Raw genomic sequence first — 14,975 nt, forward strand, 5'->3', positions numbered from 1 at the left:
GTGCAGACCGCAGCACACAACGACACGGACCGTCTCGTTTCAGCTCGTGCTGGCGTCCTCCGCGGGATAGGCGAGATCGACCGGCTGCTCAGCCGGAGGCCCGTCCGGCCACCATTGCCCCGCGACGCGCACGAAGCGGTACCACCGGCCGTCCCGTCCGTACCGCAGCTGCACCGGCCCGGCCGTCACCCGGTTGCGCCATACCTTCACCTCCCCTGGCAATTCCGCCAGTTCCGCGCGCGCCACCGCCAACGGGCCAGGCCCGGGATTCCACACGTCCCGCAGCGCCGCCAGTCCGGTCCGGCCCGCTTCCCGCCAGGCTTGCGCCGACACGATCAGCTCCGACGGCGCGACCTCCGCGGCAGCGGCCAGCCCGAACACGTCCGCACCCGGCCGGGCGGCGCGGCGGGCCAGGTCCTCGGCGAAAGTCAAGTCCGCCAAGGCATCTCGCGTCTGCAGCAGGTCGAGGGCGAGCGACGCGGCATCGGCCGCCAGTGCGGCGAGGGCGGCGGACGTCAGGCCTGAGCGAGCGGGCGGATCGAGGTCGAGCACCGCGGGCGGACCGGGCTCGCCGGGGACGGCGGGCAACGGCGGCAGCGGCGCGATCCGCCGCGAGTACGCCTTTTTCGGCGTCAGGCCGACCTCCGGCGCGCGAGCCGGCCGAGCGGCGCTGGGGGTCCGCAATTCGCGCAGCTGAGCCAAAACCTCGTCCCGGCCCCGGCCGCGCAGGGTGAACAGCACGAACGGATCGGCGTCCACCTCGTCGGCGACCAGGTAGTACACCGCCGCCACGTGCTTGCAGGGATTCGCGCTGTCCGGGCAGGAACACCGCGGCCGCAGATCGCCGGGACCGGGCAGCAAATCGGCCCCGGCCTCGCGCGACTGGACGGCCAGTTCCTCCGGCAGCTCGCCGTCGAGCAACGCGGCGGCGTGCCCGAGCCGGCGACCGGCGACGTCGAGCAGCTTCTCCCACTCCTCCGCACTGAACTGGCGCATCCGGATGGCGACGCGGTACGGATCCGGGCGGCTTCCGCGCACCCACGCGGTGATCTCGCCCGCGCTGATCGCCAGCTGGTCCACGACGCCCTTGCGCGCGTACGTCCGCCCGCGCGGCAGCCGGTTCGGGTCCAGTTTGGCGCGCTGCTCCAGCGCTTCCACCCACGCCCGGCCCCACCACCGCTGCCCGAACGTCCGCCGCGGCGGCATCAGGCGCTCCCGAGCCGGACGAGGTCGGCGAGCTGGTCGTCGGACAGTTCGGTGATCCAGTCCTCCCCCGCCCCGACGACCGCGTCGGCCAGCCCGCGCTTGGTTTCCAGCACCGCGGCGACGCGTTCCTCCAGCGTGCCCTCCGCGATCAGCCGGTGCACCTGCACCGGCCGGTCCTGGCCGATCCGGTACGCGCGGTCGGTGGCCTGGTCCTCCACCGCCGGGTTCCACCAGCGGTCGTAGTGGATCACGTGGGTGGCCTGGGTGAGGTTGAGCCCGACCCCGCCCGCCTTCAGCGACAACAGGAACACCGGCACCTCGCCGGACTGGAACGCCGCCACCATCTCGTCGCGCTGCTTCGGCCCGGCTTCTCCGGACAGCAGCGCGGTGGGCAGCCCGCGTTCGGCGAGCCGCCTCTCCAGCAACCGGCACAGCCGCACGTACTGGCTGAACACCAGCACGCTCTCGCCCTCGTCGAGGATGACGTCCAGCAGTTCCTCGAACGCGGCGAGCTTCCCCGACCGTCCGGTCAGCACTCCGGCGCTTTCCTTGAGGTAGTGCGCCGGATGGTTGCAGATCTGCTTGAGTTCGGTGAGCAGCTTCAGCACCTGGCCGCGCCGCTGCACCCCTTGCGCCTCCCGGATTTGCGCGAGGTTCTCCCGGACCACCGCCTCGTACAACGTGGTCTGCTCAGCGGTGAGCGGAACGTACCGGTCGGTCTCGGTTTTGCGGGGCAGTTCCGGTGCGATGTCCGGGTCGGTTTTGCGGCGGCGCAACAGAAACGGCCGGACCGTCGCGGCGAGCCTTCCGGTGACCGTCTCGTCCCGGTCCCGTTCGATCGGCCGCGCGACGGTGCGGCGGAACTTCTCCAGCGGGCCGAGCAGCCCCGGCGTGGTCCAGTCGAGCAGCGACCACAATTCGGTGAGCCGGTTCTCCACGGGCGTGCCGGTGAGCGCCACGCGGGCCGCCGCCGGCACCTGTCGCAGCTCTTTCGCCGTGGCGGACAACGGGTTCTTGACATGCTGCGCCTCGTCCGCGGCGACCATGCCCCAGTCCACTTCGGACAGCAGCTCCCGGTCCCGGCGCAGCACCCCGTACGTGGCCAGCACGACCTCGTCCGGGGCCAGGTCGTCGAGGTGCCGTCCGCCGCCGTGGAACCGGCGCACCGGCACGTCGGGGGCGAACTTGCCGAACTCCCGTTCCCAGTTGCCCAGCAACGACGTCGGGCACAGCACGAGCGTCGGCCCCGCTGCCCGCGCGCGGCGGTGCAGGTGCAAGGCGATGAGCTGGATTGTCTTGCCCAGCCCCATATCGTCGGCGAGGCAGGCGCCAAGGCCGAGTTCGGTCATCGCGACAAGCCAGCCCAGACCGGCACGTTGATACGGACGCAGGGTGGCGGTGAGTCCTTCCGGTTCCGCGACGGGCGCGGGCTCCCTTTGCCGCAGGCGTTCGGCAAGCCCGGACAACGCCGGTTGCGGCGCGAACTCGACTCGTTCGCCGTCGACCTCCAGTTCGCCGGTGAGAGCCGCGGCCAACGCTTCGGCTCCGGTGAGCCGCGACCGCCGTGCCCGCATCCGCGCCAGCAGAGCGGGATCGAGTTTCACCCACTGGCCGCGCAGCCGGACCAGCGGACGTTTGGCCTCGGCGAGCGCCGCTACCTCCTCGTCGGTGAGTTCGCTGCCGCCGAGGCTGAGCCGCCAGCGGAATTCCAGCAGGCCGTTGAGCGGGAACGCGGGACCGGCTTCGCTCGCCGGGGACTGCGTGACGCTCGCCTTCGCCCGCACCTCGCCGGAGAAAAGATCCTTGGGCCAGAGGACTTCGATGCCCGCGCCGCCCAGATCGCGGGCGCCGGTGCCGAGCAGGTCGACGACCTCGTCGTCGGACAGCGGGAGCGTGGTGGGCGCCGGTTCGGACAGGACCCGGCCCAGCGGCGGCCACGCTCGGGCGCCTCGCCGCAGGCCGAGCAGAAGCTGCGTTTCCACCTGGTCGCCCAGCCGGTGCAAGACCGCTTCCGGGGCGTCCCAGAGAGTGGCTGCTTCGACGACCAGGCTCGGTTCGAGAGTGGAGCGGACGGCCAGGACTCCGGAGAATTCCTCGTCGGTCGCTTCGATCCGCAGGAGCAGCTGCGCGCCGTCCGGGCGGCGGGCTTCCAACTCGGTGAGCCAGGCCGCGCCGTCCGGATCCAGCAGCGTGGGCTGAGATTCCGCGAACGCCCCTCCCCCGGACCCGACCGCCGCCGCCGGACTGCGCACCAGCACGTCCGCCGCCGCGTCCCACACCGCGCGAACCAGCGATTCCGGCGAGTGCAGCCGGATCCGCTTGACGCCGGACAGCGGCAACGCGTGCGCTTCCGGCGGCAGCGCGGCCGCGAGCCCGCGCAGGAGTTCTTCGTCGGCCGCGTCGAGCGGACCCACTCGCCAGGTGCCCAGCCCGCTCGGGGTGGCAGCCGGACGCAACCGCCCGCGCGCCACGAGATTCACCCCGGCGTTGACCACCGCCGACCACGCCGCCAGCGCCGGACTGGTTTCATCCGGCACGGCGAGCAGCCGCGGGATGGCCTTCGCCAGCGGCACGAGCCGCGCCACCACCTCGGTGCGGGCGAATTTCCCGCCGCCGGGCAGGACGAGCTGGATCGGGGTGTCCCCCTCGATCTCGTCGCCCCACAGCGCCAGGACTCCCTCTCGCGGGGGATCAGAGGGGAGGTAGGTGGCTTGGGTGGTCTGGTCGAACTCCACCCACGCACGGTAACGGGTGGGGCCGACAATTCTGCTCGTCGCCTGGCGGCGACATTGCCGTGAATGGTGCGTAGGGCACCCCGAAGCTGGATTGTGCTGACGGTCTGGGGGTGCTTGTCAAGGCGGGAAAGATGCCTTGACAAGCACCCCCAGACCGCAGGGAGGCTTCGTATCGGGGTGCGGGGGAGGGGCTGGGTGCCTCGATGGTTGGGTGCAGCGGTTGCGGTTTGCGGGTGGGGCGTGGACGGCTACTTGTCCAGGAGCAGGTGGACGGAGAGCTCCAGGCGGCTGGCCACGTCGGCGGCGGAGGCGCGGCGGGTCACCCAGGCGACCAGGTTCGCCATCCACACGTCGGCCACCACGTGGAAGATGTCGCGGTCCGCCTCGGTGGGGTCCTCGATGCCCATCGCGCTCGCGAACATGTCCTCCATCAGCCGGCCGACCAGCTCGACCTCGGCGGCCGCGGACGTGTCGGCGAACATGAACGCGCGCACCATCGCCTCGGTGAGGTGCGGATCGCGCTGCATCAGGCGGGTGTTGCGGCCCAGCACGAACATCAGGCGTTCGGCGGGGGTCTCGCCGGGGATCGCGCTGCGCTGGATCTTCTCGTGCGCGGCCTCGAACTGCTGCGCCAGACCCGACACGAGCAGGTGGATCTTCGACGGGAAATACCGGTACAGCGTGCCCAGCGCGACGTCGGCCTTCTCGGCGACCGCGCGCATCTGCACCGCGTCGTAGCCGCCCTTGGAGGCCAGCGAGAGCGTCGCGTCGATGATGCGGCGGCGGCGGTCCCGCTGGGCCGCGGAGCCCAGTTCCTCGCCCATCGCGCCGAGGCCGTTCGCCCGCGTTTTCGCCGGCGTCTTCGCCTTCCCCGGCATGCCATTCCCCTCCGTCGCCACGCAAGCAGCCTTGCGGAACTCGTTCCAGTTTCCGGCTTAGCGTACCTGCCCTGAAGAAAGGTTCAACTCTCGACCGCCTGGCGGAAAAACTGCAACACGTTCTACACTCGCGAGTAGCTCTGTACCCCGCGAGGAGGAGACCGATGCCGGTCGCGCTCACCGAGGAACAATCCGCGCTCGCCGCCGCCGTGCGGGACTGGGCGGCGGCGCACGATCCCGTCGGCGCGGTGCGCGCGGCCGAAACTACTGGTGCCAGCCTGCCGGAGGGGTTCACCGCGCTCGGCCTCACTGGCATCGCGCTGCCGGCGTCGGTGAACGGCGCGGACGGGACTGTCGCGGATCTCGCGGCCGGGCTCGCAGCCGCGGCGGAAGCGCTGGTGCCGGGGCCGCTGCTGAGCACCGCGCTGGCCGGGCTGTTGCTCGCGGAGCATTCGAAGGAACTCGCCGCCGAGATCGCCGACGGCACCGCGCAGGTCGCGGTGCAGTTGGAAGAATCGGCGACCATACCCGGCGCGGACGCCGAGTCGTGGCTGCTCGTGCCGCGCGGCGAACAGTACGTCCTGGCCCCGCCCGGGCAGGCGGTGGAACCGTTGGCCCCCTTCGACTTTTCCCGGTCGCTGGGGCGCGTGAAGGCCGACGTGCCGGGCGAGGTCCTGGACCTGCCGGACGTCCGCGATCTCGCGGCGACGCTCGCGGTCGCGGAAGCGGCGGGCGTGGCGCGCTGGTGCCTGACGACGGCGGTCGAGTACGCCAAGGTCCGCGAGCAATTCGGGCAGGTGATCGGCGCTTTCCAGGCGGTGAAACACCTCTGCGCGGAGATGCTGTGCCGCACCGAAGCGGCCGAGGCATTGGCGTGGGACGCGGCTTCGGCGGTCGGCGATCCGCTGGCCGCCGCGAGCGCTGCGGCGGTGGCGTTGGACGCTGCCGTCGAGAACGCGAAGGACTGCATCCAGGTACTAGGCGGAATCGGGTTCACCTGGGAGCACGAAGCGCACCTGTATCTGCGACGCGCGTTGGCGTTGCGGCAGTGGCTCGGCGGTTCGCAGCGCTGGCGGAAGCGAGCCGCGGACCTGGCGCTGGCCGGGAAGCGGCGGACACTCGGCGTCGAGGTCGGCGAGGACGCCGAGGTGACGCGGCGGGTCGCGGAAATCGCTGCGCTGCCGGAAGAAAACCGCCGCACCGCACTCGCGGACTCGGGATTGCTGGCCCCGCATTGGCCCGAGCCCTACGGCCTGGGCGCGGACGCGGCGACGCAGCTGCGGATCGACGCCGCGTTGGCAGCGGCGGACATCCGGCGGCCGGACCTGGTGATCGGCGGCTGGGCGGTGCCGACCATTCTCGCGCACGGCACCGACGACCAGCGCGAACGTTTCGCCAAGCCGACCCTTCGCGGCGAGGTGACGTGGTGTCAGCTGTTCAGCGAACCCGGTGCCGGCTCGGATCTCGCGTCGCTGCGCACCGTCGCGCGCCGGACGGACGGCGGGTGGCTGCTGACCGGGCAGAAGGTGTGGACGTCGCTCGCCCACGAAGCGGATTGGGCGATCTGCCTCGCTCGCACCGACCCAGATGTGCCTAAGCACAAGGGAATCACGTACTTCCTGGTCGACATGCACGCAGCCGGAATCACGACGCGGCCGCTGCGCGAGATCACCGGGCGGAGCGTCTTCAACGAGGTCTTCCTGGACGACGTGTTCGTTCCGGACGCCGATGTCGTCGGCGAACCCGGCGCGGGCTGGAAGCTCGCGCGCACGACACTGGCGAATGAACGCGTCGCACTGGGCCGCGGCTCGGCGGTGGGCGAGAACGTGGAGGCACTGCTGGAATCCGCGCCCGCGGACGTGGATCGCGACCGGCTCGGCGCGTTGATCGCACAAGGCAGCGCGTGCTCGGTACTCGACCTGCGAGCCACCCTGCGCCGGCTGGACGGCCTCGGGCCGGGCGCGGAATCGTCGGTGGCGAAGCTGCTCGGGGTACGGCATCGGCAGGAAACGGCCGAGTTCGCCCTCGATCTCGAGCCGGAATTAGTCGCGGAAACCCCGGCGGCACAAGAGTTCCTGCTGACCCGCTGCCTGTCCATCGCGGGCGGCACCACGCAAGTCCTGCTGTCCGCCGCCGCGGAACGCGTGCTCGGCCTCCCCCGCTGAAGGTCCGTGAAGGGCTCCTTGGGGGAATCTGATTCCCTCAAGGAGCCCTTCACGGCGCGTCACTCGGCTCGGAAAGCGGCGGCGAGGCGGGCGTATTCGTCCAGCAGCTCCAGCGTTTCCGCCTCCGGCAGCGTCGGCAGCATGAACCCGTACTGGTTCAGCCCGGCGTCGGCGTACTGCTTGATCGCGTCCGCGTCGGCCGGTCCGCCGAAGAGCTGCGACGGCATGTCCGCGCGCCCCGCTTCGGCCAGCCGCTGCCGCACGCGGCGCACCTCGTCCGGCGTCACCGCCGGGTTCGGGATCCAGCCGTCGCCGTGCTCGATCAGCCGCTTCAGCGCCGCGTCGCTCGCGCCGCCGACGTAAATCGGCGGATGCGGCGTCTGCACCGGCTTCGGCCACGCGAAGAACGGGTCGAAGTCCAGGTGCTTGCCGTGGAACTCGGCCTGCTCCTGCGTCCAGATCTCCTTCAGCACCTGGATCTGCTCGTTCAGCAGCCCGCCGCGGGTCTTCGGATCGGTGCCGTGGTTGACCATTTCCTCCCGGTTCCAGCCGGCTCCGACGCCGAAGACGACCCGCCCGCGCGACACCAGGTCGAGCGACGCCACCTCCTTGGCGGTGTGGATGACGTCGCGCTGGATCAGCAGCGCGACACCGGTGCCCAGCACCAGGTTGGAAGTGTTCACCGCGGCCGCGGTCAGCGCCACGAACGGGTCGAGGGTGCGGTAGTAGACCCGCGGCAGCTCGCCTCCGCTGGGGTACGGCGTTTCGCGGCTCGCCGGGATGTGCGAGTGCTCCGCGAGGAAGAGCGACGCGAACCCGCGCTCCTCCGCTGCCTCGCCCAGCACGTCGGGCCGGATGCCTTCGTCGGTCACGAACGTCGAGATCCCGAAATCCATGCCTCCTTCTACTCCGCGGATCGGGCAGGTATTCCCGCCGGCTGTTGACAGATCACCCGTCCCGTCCGCTAGCGTTAAATCATCACCCGTTGAATAGGGAGGCTCCGGATGGACGTGACGGACGTCGACTTCGAGGAGATGTACCAAGGCAAGACCCCGATCGGGGAGAAGGTCCCGTGGGACATCGACGGCCCGCAGCCCGCGGTGGTCGCGCTCGAAGCGGACGGCGGATTCCACGGCGAAGTGCTCGACATCGGGTGCGGCTTCGGCGAAAACGCGATGTACCTCGCGTCCCGCGGACACCGGGTAACCGGTCTCGACGGTGCGCCTACCGCGCTCGCACGGGCCCGCGAAACTGCCGCGAAGCGCGGCCTGGACGTCACCTTCGACCAGGCCGACGCAACCCGCCTCGAAGGGTACGAAGGCCGCTTCGACTCGGTGTTGGACAGCGCGCTCTACCACTGCCTCGACGAAGAACAGCGGCACGCGTATGTGGCGGCACTCGTGCGCGCGACCAAGCCCGGCGCACGGCTGAACATCTTCTGCTTCTCCGACGAGGTACCGGCGAACTTCCCGGTGCCGTACCGGATCACCGAGCAGAATCTGCGCGAAACGGTCGGCAACGGCTGGACGATCAGCGTGCTCGAACCCGCCGTCTACACCACCGCGATGAGCCGCGAGGGCCTCATCGCCGCGGTCTCCGCTGTCTCCCCGGACGAGAAACCGGACCCGACCTCGCTCGACTCGCTGGACGTCGACGAGCAGGGCCGGGTCCTCGTCCCGATGTGGCGGCTGGCCGCCGACCGGGCGTGACGGTCAGACGTTGCGCCGGTACTGGCCGCCGACCTCGAAGAACGCCTCGGTGATCTGACCGAGCGAGCACACCCGCGCGGCATCCATCAGCACGTCGAACAGGTTGCCGCCGCGGGTGGCCGCGTCGCGCAGCGCCTTCAGCGCCTGCTGGGCCTCCTCGCGGTGCCCCTGCTGGAAATCGGCGAGCCTGCGCAACTGCGACTGCTTCTCGTCCTCGGTCGCGCGGGCCAGCTCCACCTCGACGTCGTCCTCCCCCGCCTTCGGGTTGCGGAACGTGTTGACGCCGACGATCGGCAGCGAGCCGTCGTGCTTCTTGCGTTCGTACAGCAGCGATTCGTCCTGGATCCGGCCGCGCTGGTAACCGGTCTCCATCGCGCCGAGCACGCCGCCGCGTTCGGAGATCCGGTCGAACTCCGTGAGCACGGCCTCCTCGACCAGGTCGGTCAGCTCGTCGATGATGAACGAGCCCTGCAGCGGGTTCTCGTTCTTCGACAGGCCCCATTCCTTGTTGATGATCATCTGGATGGCCATCGCGCGACGCACCGACGATTCGCTCGGCGTGGTGATCGCCTCGTCGAACGCGTTGGTGTGCAAGGAGTTCGCGTTGTCGTACAGCGCGCACAGCGCCTGCAGCGTGGTGCGGATGTCGTTGAAGCTCATCTCCTGCGCGTGCAGCGAACGGCCGGAGGTCTGCACGTGGTACTTGAGCTTCTGCGACCGGTCGTTCGCGCCGTACCGCTCGCGCATCGCCACGGCCCAGATCCGCCGCGCGACCCGGCCGAGCACCGAGTACTCCGCGTCCATCCCGTTGGAGAAGAAGAACGACAGGTTCGGCGCGAAATCGTCGATGTCCATGCCGCGCGCCAGGTACGACTCCACGTAGGTGAACCCGTTGGCGAGCGTGAAGGCCAGCTGCGAGATCGGGTTCGCCCCGGCCTCCGCGATGTGGTAGCCGGAGATCGACACCGAGTAGAAGTTGCGCACCCCGTGCTCGATGAACCACTCCTGGATGTCCGCCATCATCCGGAGGCTGAACTCGGTCGAGAAGATGCAGGTGTTCTGGCCCTGGTCTTCCTTGAGGATGTCCGCCTGCACGGTGCCGCGGACGTTGCGCAGCGTCCACTCGCGCAGTTCGGCGGCCTCGGTCTCGGACGGCTCGCGTCCGTGCTCCTCGCGGAACGCGGCGAACTTCTGGTCGATCGCGGTGTTCAGGAAGAACGCGAGGATCGTCGGGGCGGGGCCGTTGATCGTCATCGACACCGAGGTGTTCGGCGCGGTCAGGTCGAAACCGTCATAGAGCGCCTTCATGTCGTCCAGCGTCGCGATGGAGACGCCCGAGGTGCCGACCTTGCCGTAGATGTCCGGGCGGGTGTCCGGGTCGTGGCCGTAGAGCGTGACCGAGTCGAACGCCGTCGACAGCCGCTTGGCCTCGGAATCGGCGGACAGCAGCTTGAACCGGCGGTTGGTGCGGAACGCGTCGCCCTCGCCGGCGAACATCCGCGCCGGGTCCTCGCCCTCGCGCTTGAAGGGGAACACGCCCGCGGTGTACGGGAAGTAGCCGGGCAGGTTTTCCCGGCGCAGGAAGGAAAGCAGCTCGCCGGACTCGGTGTAGCGCGGCAACGCGACGCGCGGGATCCGGTTGCCGGACAGGGTTTCCCGCCACAGCTGGGTGTGCAGCTCCTTGTCCCGGATCTTCACTACCAGCTCGTCCTGCCGGTAGTCCGCGGCGAGCGCCCGGAACCGCTCGAGGAGCTTGGTCGTCTCGCCGTCCACATCGGACTCCGCGGCGGCGAGCAGCCCGTCCAGCGCGTCGGTGTTCGCGTCCGCTTCGGCCAGCGCGGCCTTGGCCGCGGCCAGGTGCTCGCGCTTGCGGACCGCGGCGACCTGCTTCTCGGTCTGCTCGTGGTACCCGCGCACCGTCTCGGAAATCTCCGCGAGGTAGCGCGCCCGGTTGCCCGGGATGATCGTGCTGGCGTCCGTCGAGACCTTGCCCGACACCGCCGGCAGCGTACCGGCCGACACCGACAGCCCGCGGTCGGCGAGCACGTCGCGCAGGTGCTGGTACAACGCGGTCACGCCGTCGTCGTTGAACTTTGCCGCGCTCGTGCCGTACACCGGCATGTCCTCCGGCGCGGAGCCGAATGCCTCGCGGTTGCGCACCAACTGGCGCGCTACGTCACGACGCGCGTCCTCGGCGCCGCGGCGCTCGAACTTGTTGATCGCGACCACGTCGGCGAAGTCGAGCATGTCGATCTTCTCCAGCTGCGACGCGGCGCCGAACTCCGGCGTCATCACGTACAGCGATTCGTCCACGTAGTCGACGATGCCCGCGTCGCCCTGGCCGATGCCCGGCGTCTCCACGATCACCAGGTCGTACCCGGCCGCCTTGCACGCCAGGATCGATTCCTTGAGCCCGGCCGGGATTTCGCCGCTGGTGGTGCGGGTGGCGAGCGAACGGAAGTACACCGGCGAGCCGTCGAGGCAGTTCATCCGGATCCGGTCGCCGAGCAGCGCGCCGCCGCCCTTGCGCCGCGACGGGTCCACCGCGAGCACGGCGATGCGCAGCTTGTCTTCCTGGTCGAGGCGGAAGCGGCGGATGAGCTCGTCGGTCAGCGACGATTTGCCGGAACCGCCGGTGCCGGTGATGCCGAGAACCGGCACCCGCCGCTTTTCGGCGGCCTCGGTGATCGCCGACAGCCATTCGGCAGGCAGGTTTTCGCGCTGCAGCTGGGTGATCACCCGCGCGAGCGCCGGCACCTCGCCGGACAGCAGCTTGTCGACCGAGGCGGGCGGCTGTGCGGACAGGTCGCTGTCGCAGGCCTTGATCATCATGTTGATCATGCCCGGCAGGCCCATCTCGTAGCCGTCTTCCGGCGAGAAGATCCGCGCCACGCCGCGCGAATGCAGCAGGTCGATCTCCTCGCGCACGATGACGCCGCCCCCGCCGCCGAACACCTTGATGTGCCCCGCGCCGCGCTCGTTCAGCAGCTCCACGAGGTAGCTGAAGTACTCGACGTGGCCGCCCTGGTAGGCGGAGATGGCGACGCCCTGCACGTCCTCGGCGATCGCGGCGGTGGCCACCTCGTCGACCGAACGGTTGTGGCCGAGGTGCACCACCTCCGCACCCTGGGACTGCAGGATCCTGCGCATGATGTTGATCGAGGCGTCGTGGCCGTCGAACAGGCTGGATGCCGTGACGAACCGGACCGGGTTCGCGGGACGGTACAGGTCGCTGGCGCTCATCCTCTCAATTTACTAGGACTTCCTACTATTGGAAACCGGAGCCCTGAGTGACCCGGCTCTCAAGGGTTGACATCCGAGCTATATTCAACCGATTAGTTAATTAACCTATGAGTTGAGTACTGGATGCCGACAGATCCGCTGAGCACCACCTTCGCCGCGCTGGCGGACCCGACCCGGCGCGCGATCCTCGCCCGTCTCGCCCGTGGCGAGGCCACCGTCAACGAGCTGGCCGCGCCGTTCGAGGTGAGCCTGCAGGCGGTGTCGAAGCATTTGAAGGTGCTGGAACAGGCCGGGCTGATCAGCCGGGGCCGCACCAGGCAATGGCGGCCCTGCCGGCTGGAAGCCGGACCGCTGGCGGACGTCGCCGGCTGGGTCGCGGAGTACCGGCGGTTCTGGGAGTCCGGCTTCGACCGCTTGGACGAACACCTGCGGCAGGTGCAGGAGGGAGCCGAATGACCGAGCTGACCATCGTGCGGGTCTTCGACGCACCGCGGTTCCAGGCCTGGACCGACCCGGCGCACCTGGCCGCCTGGTTCGGCCCGCACGGTTTCGTCGCGTCCGAAACCAGCACGGACCCGCGCCCCGGCGGTGCCTGGCACAGCCGGATCACCCCAGGCAACTACACCGCGGGATCGCGTCGGCGTCTGGACGGAGCGGTGTGACCGGCCCCCGGCCGGGTGCGCCGCTTCGTCCAGACGCCGACTTGAAGGCGATCCCGCCCGCGACGGCGGAGCCGGCGCCGAAGACACCGGAGCCGGCGCCGAAGACACCGAAGCCGAGCGCGACGGCCACATCGACGGCTGGCAGTCCGGTTTCGAAGATCTCGACCGCATTCTGGAGGCAATGAAATGACCATCGCACTCCCCCGCGTTGTCTCGGCCGAAGAATGGACCGCTGCGCGCGAAGCCTTGCTGCGCAAGGAAAAGGAGCACACCCGAGCGGGCGGCCGGCTCGCGGCCGAGCGCTGCCGAATGCCGATGGTGCAGTACTCGAAGCGGTACGAATTCACTAGCCCGGACGGCACCCACAGCCTGCTGGACCTCTTCGAGGGCCGCCGTCAGCTGATCGTCTACCACTTCATGCAGCACCCTGGCGACGAAGCCGATGCCCTGGCTGTTCCTTGCTGGTGGACAACATGGCCCACCCCGCGCATCTGCACGCACGCGACGTCACGCTCAAGGTCGTAGCGCCCGCGACAGCGCCGGAGATCGAGCGCTACTGGAACCGGATGGGCTGGACAATCCCCTGGGTTTCCGCGGCAGGCACGGATTTCCCAGCCGACTGCGGAATCGACGGCGGTTTCGGCGTGAGCGTGTTCCTCCGCGACGGCGACGACGTCTACCGCACCTACTTCACCGACGGCCGCGGCGGAGACCAGTTCGTGTCGACCCTGCGGTACCTGGACGTAACCCCGCTCGGACGCCAGGAAGCGTGGGAAGAAGAACCCCGCGGCACCGACGCCCCCAGCAGCTGGTGGCGCCGCCACGACGAGTACTGAAACTCCCCCGCCAACCCAATCCCGGCTAACGCACCCCGCCTAAGCCGCCCCACCGCGGGATCGCGTCGGCGTCTGAGGGGCAGTGCGCACGGCCCCCAGGCCGGGTGCACTGCCCCTCAGACGCCGACTTAAAGGCGATCCCGCACGCGACGGCGGAGCCGGCGCCATGTCACTGGTGCGCCTTCGCTGCCCGCAAGGCGATCCACTGCCGCATCGCGTACTCGACCAGCGTGATCAGCGTCTGCTTGGTCGATTCCCGCTCGCGCGCGTCGCACCGGACGATCGGAATGCTCGAATCGATCGACAGCGCCTCGCGCACGTCGTTGATGTCGTGCTCCAGCACGCCGTCGAACGTGTTGACGCCGACGATGTAGGGCAGGCCGCGGTCCTCGAAGAAGTCGATCGGCGCGAACGAGTCCGCGAGCCGCCGGGTGTCGGCGAGCACGACCGCTCCGATGGCGCCGCGCACCAGGTCGTCCCACATGAACCAGAACCGCTGCTGGCCGGGCGTGCCGAACAGGTAGAGGATCAGGTCCGCGTCGAGCGAGACGCGGCCGAAGTCCATGGCGACCGTGGTGGTCGTCTTGTACGGGGTCTGGTCGAGGTTGTCGATGCCGCGGCTGGCGTCGGTCATCATCGCCTCGGTGGTGAGCGGAACGATTTCCGACACCGAACCCACGAAGGTCGTCTTGCCCGCTCCGAAGCCGCCCGCCACCACGATCTTCGCCGATGTCATGGTCGGGGGCGCGGTTTCCCGCGGTGCCTTAAAGCCGACGGAGTCCACTCAAAACCCTTTCCATCAACATCAAGTGTGCTTCGGCGCCGTCCTGGCCCGAGATCGTCCGGTGCACGGTGACGAGACCGGCGTCGGCCGCGTCGCTGATCAGCACGCGCGCCACCCCCAGCGGCACCGACAGCACCGCGGCGATCTCCGCCACCGAACGCGGGGTCCGGCAGGCTTCCATGATCGAGATGCTCTCGATCTGCTCCGCCGCCGCCTGGGGGAAGCCCCCCGCGGCGACATGGTCCTTGGTGGAGATCAAAGTCTCCAGTTCGAGCGCGTAGTTCGCCCGGGTGCGCCCGCCGGTGAGAGCGTACGGGCGCACGATCGACGTCTCCTCGGCCGGGTCCACCCGATCGTGGCGCTCGGGCCGGACGATCGCCGACGGCATCGAGAATTCCCCGCTCGGCGGTCCCGGGTCGAAGAGCCCGCCTGGTCTGGGGCCGTCGGAGTCCGTACTGCCCGGTGGAGAGACGAGAGAGGTCACACCATCTCCTTGGTCGGCCGGCGGCACGGGTGCCGCCGGCGGGTCCGCTGCCGCGTGCGCTCCCGCGGCGGGCGGCGCTGGGGACTGGGATTCCTTCTTTTCTTTGCCGCTCTTCTTCCGTTTTCTGCGCGAGCGGCCCGAATCCAGGCTGAACCCGTTGAGGACGTCGGCGAACGTGCCGTCGTCCCCGGCGGCGGCGGGCTTGTCCCCGCGCGGGGGTTCGCCGCCGGTACCGGGCTCTTCGCCGAACAATCCGGACCCCTGGCTCATCGC

11 protein-coding genes and 1 pseudogene are annotated in these 14,975 nt (G+C 69.8%); 5 read left to right on the plus strand and 7 right to left on the minus strand.

The features are described from left to right. Nucleotides 1–39 precede the first annotated feature (39 nt). The 3 genes from H5411_RS03845 to kstR form a co-directional block, all read right to left on the minus strand. A complete protein-coding gene (locus H5411_RS03845) occupies nt 40–1,206 on the minus strand; it encodes an SWIM zinc finger family protein (RefSeq protein ID WP_183122971.1) in 1,167 nt (388 codons plus the stop codon). Next, on the minus strand, nt 1,206–3,941 hold the full coding sequence (locus tag H5411_RS03850) for a DEAD/DEAH box helicase (RefSeq protein ID WP_183122972.1): 2,736 nt from the start codon (nt 3,939–3,941) through the stop codon (nt 1,206–1,208). Before H5411_RS03850 ends, H5411_RS03845 begins: the two co-directional genes overlap by 1 nt. 248 nt (nt 3,942–4,189) lie before the next feature. After that, nucleotides 4,190–4,819 (minus strand): cholesterol catabolism transcriptional regulator KstR, encoded by a 630-nt coding sequence (kstR, locus tag H5411_RS03855; protein WP_183122973.1) that lies wholly within the window; start codon nt 4,817–4,819, stop codon nt 4,190–4,192. A 164-nt stretch (nt 4,820–4,983) separates the two neighbouring features. Between kstR and H5411_RS03860 the strand changes: the two genes are divergently transcribed. Beyond that, nucleotides 4,984–6,984, plus strand: coding sequence for an acyl-CoA dehydrogenase family protein (locus H5411_RS03860; RefSeq protein WP_183122974.1), 2,001 nt, complete (start codon nt 4,984–4,986; stop codon nt 6,982–6,984). Between the two features lie 59 nt (nt 6,985–7,043). Here the strand turns inward: H5411_RS03860 and H5411_RS03865 are convergent, their stop codons facing one another. Continuing rightward, complete coding sequence (locus tag H5411_RS03865; RefSeq protein ID WP_101434774.1) at nt 7,044–7,880, minus strand: LLM class F420-dependent oxidoreductase; 837 nt, start codon at nt 7,878–7,880, stop codon at nt 7,044–7,046. A gap of 108 nt (nt 7,881–7,988) precedes the next feature. Between H5411_RS03865 and H5411_RS03870 the strand changes: the two genes are divergently transcribed. Then, a complete protein-coding gene (locus H5411_RS03870; RefSeq protein ID WP_183122975.1) occupies nt 7,989–8,693 on the plus strand; it encodes a class I SAM-dependent methyltransferase in 705 nt (234 codons plus the stop codon). Nucleotides 8,694–8,696: 3 nt separating this feature from the next. Here the strand turns inward: H5411_RS03870 and icmF are convergent, their stop codons facing one another. After that, entirely contained in the window at nt 8,697–11,936 is a 3,240-nt protein-coding gene (gene icmF / locus H5411_RS03875; protein WP_183122976.1) for a fused isobutyryl-CoA mutase/GTPase IcmF, read from the minus strand. Between the two features lie 123 nt (nt 11,937–12,059). On the opposite strand from icmF, the gene H5411_RS03880 reads away from it, so the two are divergent. The 3 genes and pseudogenes from H5411_RS03880 (at nt 12,060) to H5411_RS03890 (ending at nt 13,434) form a co-directional block, all read left to right on the plus strand. Then, entirely contained in the window at nt 12,060–12,392 is a 333-nt protein-coding gene (locus tag H5411_RS03880; protein ID WP_101434777.1) for an ArsR/SmtB family transcription factor, read from the plus strand. Further along, on the plus strand, nt 12,389–12,598 hold the full coding sequence (locus H5411_RS03885; RefSeq protein WP_246368706.1) for an SRPBCC domain-containing protein: 210 nt from the start codon (nt 12,389–12,391) through the stop codon (nt 12,596–12,598). Before H5411_RS03880 ends, H5411_RS03885 begins: the two co-directional genes overlap by 4 nt. A gap of 186 nt (nt 12,599–12,784) precedes the next feature. After that, nucleotides 12,785–13,434 (plus strand): annotated as a pseudogene (locus tag H5411_RS03890) (DUF899 domain-containing protein). Nucleotides 13,435–13,603: 169 nt separating this feature from the next. Here H5411_RS03890 and H5411_RS03895 read toward each other — a convergent pair. Both H5411_RS03895 and H5411_RS03900 read right to left on the minus strand, forming a co-directional pair. Then, nucleotides 13,604–14,218: a GTP-binding protein gene (locus H5411_RS03895; RefSeq protein WP_093574469.1), complete on the minus strand. Its 615-nt coding sequence runs from the start codon at nt 14,216–14,218 to the stop codon at nt 13,604–13,606. Continuing rightward, complete coding sequence (locus H5411_RS03900; protein WP_183122977.1) at nt 14,199–14,972, minus strand: DUF742 domain-containing protein; 774 nt, start codon at nt 14,970–14,972, stop codon at nt 14,199–14,201. The genes H5411_RS03895 and H5411_RS03900 overlap by 20 nt, the downstream gene beginning before the upstream one ends. Between the last annotated feature and the right edge of the window lie 3 nt (nt 14,973–14,975).

The sequence above is a fragment of the Amycolatopsis echigonensis genome (assembly GCF_014174495.1).
Lineage (GTDB): Bacteria > Actinomycetota > Actinomycetes > Mycobacteriales > Pseudonocardiaceae > Amycolatopsis > Amycolatopsis echigonensis.